Here is a 229-nt window from a genome sequence, read left to right on the forward strand (position 1 = left end):
CGACACCTCCACGAGCGGTTCAGGCAGCATCGCCGGCGGCAACCAGATCATCATCCCCGTGAACGCGGCCGTGAACATCTGCGGCAACGCCATCGCCGTACTCGGTGTCGCCGGGGCGGACTGCGCCAGCTTCGTCGAGGTGCTGGAAGAGGAAGCCGAGAAGTCCGGCGACACCTCCACGAGCGGTTCAGGCAGCATCGCCGGCGGCAACCAGATCATCATCCCCGTG

The 229-nt window shown here is 66.4% G+C and carries 1 protein-coding gene; it reads left to right on the forward strand.

The genetic code is table 11. The features are described 5' to 3' along the window. Window positions 1-229 (forward strand): chaplin family protein (locus ACFHWE_RS23885; protein ID WP_416604129.1); only part of this gene is annotated, 229 nt, incomplete at both ends.

This window comes from Nocardiopsis sp. LOL_012 (assembly GCF_048060475.1).
GTDB lineage: Bacteria > Actinomycetota > Actinomycetes > Streptosporangiales > Streptosporangiaceae > Nocardiopsis.